3 protein-coding genes are annotated in these 3,458 nt (G+C 65.9%); 1 reads left to right on the forward strand and 2 read right to left on the reverse strand.

Annotated features, from left to right (window positions below; translation table 11 throughout):
• The coding region (locus VKP01_RS04655; protein ID WP_324410739.1) for a folylpolyglutamate synthase/dihydrofolate synthase family protein at positions 1-1,207 on the reverse strand (1,207 nt) is incomplete at its 3' end.
• 90 nt (positions 1,208-1,297) lie between these two features.
• Positions 1,298-2,326: an acetyl-CoA carboxylase, carboxyltransferase subunit beta gene (gene accD / locus VKP01_RS04660; protein WP_324410741.1), complete on the reverse strand. Its 1,029-nt coding sequence runs from the start codon at positions 2,324-2,326 to the stop codon at positions 1,298-1,300.
• 208 nt (positions 2,327-2,534) lie between these two features.
• Between accD and VKP01_RS04665 the strand changes: the two genes are divergently transcribed.
• Complete coding sequence (locus VKP01_RS04665; protein WP_324410743.1) at positions 2,535-3,194, forward strand: class I SAM-dependent methyltransferase; 660 nt, start codon at positions 2,535-2,537, stop codon at positions 3,192-3,194.
• The last annotated feature ends 264 nt before the right edge of the window (positions 3,195-3,458 follow it).

Here is a 3,458-nt window from a genome sequence, read left to right on the forward strand (position 1 = left end):
CGACACCCGCCGCGGTGGAGGCGACCAGCCCGGCGCGGGCGGCGATCGAGGCGACTTCCATGGCCGGACGGCCCGCAACCTGCCCCGGTACGGGCACGGCGATCAACTCGCGCGCGAGCCCGGCGAAATTGCGCAGGAAGCCCTCGCCGTCCTTGGTGCCGAGCATCCCGGCGATCAGCACCAGCGGTGCTTCGGAGCGCTCGGAGAGATCCGCCATCGCGGCGGAAAGCGCGCGTCCGCCATCGGGATTGTGCCCGCCATCGAGCCAGAGTTCAGCGCCTTCCGGGGCGAGACCGGGCAGGACGCCCCGGGTGAGCCGCTGCAGCCGGCCCGGCCATTCCGCGGTGCGGATTCCGGTCTCGAAACCATTCGGCGAAAGGCGATGAAATCCGGCCGCGCGCAGGGCAGCGATGGCGGTGCCGGCATTGCTGATCTGATGCGCGCCGACGAGGCGCGGCAGCGGCAGATCGAGCAGGAGGTCTTCATCCTGGTAGATCACGCGCCCGTTTTCCTCATGGGTGGAGAAATCCTGGCCGCCGATCAGGATCGGCGATGCGCCGCGCTGTTCGGCAACGTCACGCAGGACATCCTCCGCCGCCGCGTAATCCTGGCGGGCAATGACCGTCGGACGCCCCGGCTTGATGATTCCCGCCTTCTCAAAGGCGATCTTCTCCACAGTGTCGCCCAGATATTCGGCATGGTCCAGCCCGATCGGTGTGATCACGGCGCAGGCGGGATCGGCGACGACATTGGTTGCGTCGAAGCGCCCGCCAAGGCCGACCTCGAGCAGCAGCACATCAGCCGGGGTCTCGGCGAAGAGGTGGATCGCCGCGACCGTTGTGATCTCGAAAACGGTGATCGGCGCGCCGGCATTCACCTGGTCGCAGATGCGCAGCGCCCCCACCAGACGCTCCTCGTCGACGAAGCGCCCGCCGCCGGGCCGGCCGAGCCGGATACGCTCGTGGAAGCGCACCAGATGCGGCGAGGTATAGACATGCACCACGAGGCCGGCCGCTTCCAGCATGGCGCGCATGAAGGCGATGGTCGAGCCCTTGCCATTGGTGCCGGCAACATGGATCACCGGCGGCAGACGATGTTCGGGATGGCCGAGCGCCGCGAGCAGCCGCTCGACGCGGCCCAGCGACAGATCGATGGATTTGGGATGCAGGGCGAGGAAGCGCGCGATCAGCGCGTCTGAGGATTCCATCGTGGCTCGCTCCACTCGGGGGAATGGCGTTGGTTTTAGCAGTGTCCGCGCCACGCGTTGCGTCTCAGGCGCGGCGGGCGGGTGCAGGCGTCATCGCTGCTTCTCGCCGGTCCCCGCCGCAGGGGCGGGCGGGTCGGCGGGAGGGGATTTCGCGCTTTCGCGCGGCGGCGCGGTCTTGTCGGGATCGGCGGCCGGGTCGGTAGCGCGATCCGGCTTCGCAGCCGGCTTCTTTTCGACCGGTGCCGGTTCGGTCGGAGCGGTCACGGCATCCAGTGCCGGCTGCTTCATGAAGAGGCGCGCGAGATTGGCGATCGTCGCCTTCAGCTCCGTGCGCGGCACCACCATGTCGACCATGCCGTGATCCTTGAGATACTCGGCGCGCTGGAAGCCTTCCGGCAGCTTCTCGCGGATGGTCTGCTCGATCACACGGGGGCCGGCAAAGCCGATCAGGGCGCCGGGCTCAGCAATATGCACATCGCCGAGCATCGCGTAGGAGGCGGTGACGCCGCCGGTGGTGGGATTGGTGAGCACGACGATATAGGGCAGGCGCGCCTCGCGCAGGCGCCGCAGCGCCACCGTGGTGCGCGGCATCTGCATCAGCGAGAGGATACCCTCCTGCATGCGTGCGCCGCCGGAGGCGACGAAGAGCACGAAGGGCGTGCCGCGTTCGCGGGCCGTATCGGCGGCGGTGACGATCGCCTCACCGGCGGCCATGCCGAGCGAGCCGCCCATGAAAGCGAAATCCTGGACCGCAACCGTCATCAGCGTCGCGTCGACATTGCCGACGGCGACCTTGACCGCATCCTGCATCCCCGTCTTGGCGCGTGCGTCGCGCAGACGGTCGGCATAGCGCTTCTCGTCGCGGAATTTCAACGGATCAGCGGCGACACCGCGCAGGGGGATGTCCTCGAAGTGATCATCGAAGGTGATCTTCAGCCGGTCGACCGCGTTGAGACGCAGGTGATGGTTCGAGCCGGGTATGACCCACAGATTCGCCTCGACTTCCTTGTGGAAGACCATCTGCCCGGTATCCGGGCATTTTACCCAGAGATTCTCCGGCGTCTCGCGCTTGAACAGCGTCTTGATGCGCGGACGGACGACGTCTGAAATCCAGTTCATGCTGCAAAGGCCCCGGATGCTCTCGTGTGGGCTGGTTACCCGACCAGCGCGCGTTGCATAAAGCATCCGCGCGTGAATGCCAAATCCGATATGGGGCTGATCGGGAGCGGGAGGGCGGCTACCGCTGATTCTTTCAATGCCGTGTGCCTCGGCTCACCGTTTTATGTTCCGGGCCGGCATGGACGGGGCGGACCTATGGAGAATTGAAATGGACGAGCTGGCGCTTCTGACGGATCTGCACGCGGGCAATGCAAGGCAGGGACCGGGCGGCGACGACGAAACCCGTCTCGCCATACGTCTCGCCGGGCTGGTGGCACAGACCGGGCTGCGGATTGCGGATATCGGTTGCGGAACAGGCGCTTCGGCGGTGATCTTCGCGCATGATCTTGATGCCGATGTGATCGCCGTGGATGCCCTTCCCGATTTCCTCGCCGTGCTGGAGGGCCGGGCCGCACGGGCCGGTCTGTCAAAGCGTATCACGACGCTGGCTGCGTCGATGGACGATCTGCCGTTGGCGGCGGATTCGCTCGATGCGATCTGGTCCGAGGGCGCGATCTACAATATGGGCTTCGAGAACGGGGTCCGGGCCTGGCGCCCTTTCCTGAAGCCGGGAGGGGTGCTCGCCGTCTCCGAGCTGACCTGGTTCACGGCGGACAGGCCCGCTGAAATCGAAGCGTACTGGAACAGGGAATATCCCGAGGTCGGTAGCGCCGGCGCCACGATCGCATTCCTTGAAAAGCACGGCTACACGCCGATCAGCTATCGCGCGCTCCCGGAAGTCTGCTGGCGGGAGAATTGTTTCCGGCCTCTCGAACAAGGGCTTCGAGGCCTTCGTCGACCGGCATGCAGCCGATGCGGGAGCGCATGACGTGACCCGTGCGCAACGCGAGGAGATTGCCCTCTATGACCATTATGCGCGCTATTTCGGCTATGGCTTCCATGTCGCGCGCAAGACCCCCGCGTGACGCGATCCGTGAATGGCGATCGCACCCCTCCGGCGCTTCGTCCTGCCGCGCACAAGAGCTCACGAAGCGAGCATGTGATTGACGCGGCATCTGAACGATGGCACGTAGGTCTTTGTAAATACAAGAAAATCAAATGGTGCCCAGGGACGGAATCGAACCGCCGACAC

Source organism: Saliniramus sp., from assembly GCF_035311605.1.
Classification (GTDB): Bacteria; Pseudomonadota; Alphaproteobacteria; order Rhizobiales; family Beijerinckiaceae; genus Saliniramus.

Bases quoted from the DNA above. Each gene is read 5' to 3' on its own strand.
- accD (WP_324410741.1), bottom strand. From the start codon at position 2,326: ATGAACTGGATTTCAGACGTCGTCCGTCCGCGCATCAAGACGCTGTTC.
- VKP01_RS04665 (WP_324410743.1), top strand. From the start codon at position 2,535: ATGGACGAGCTGGCGCTTCTGACGGATCTGCACGCGGGCAATGCAAGG.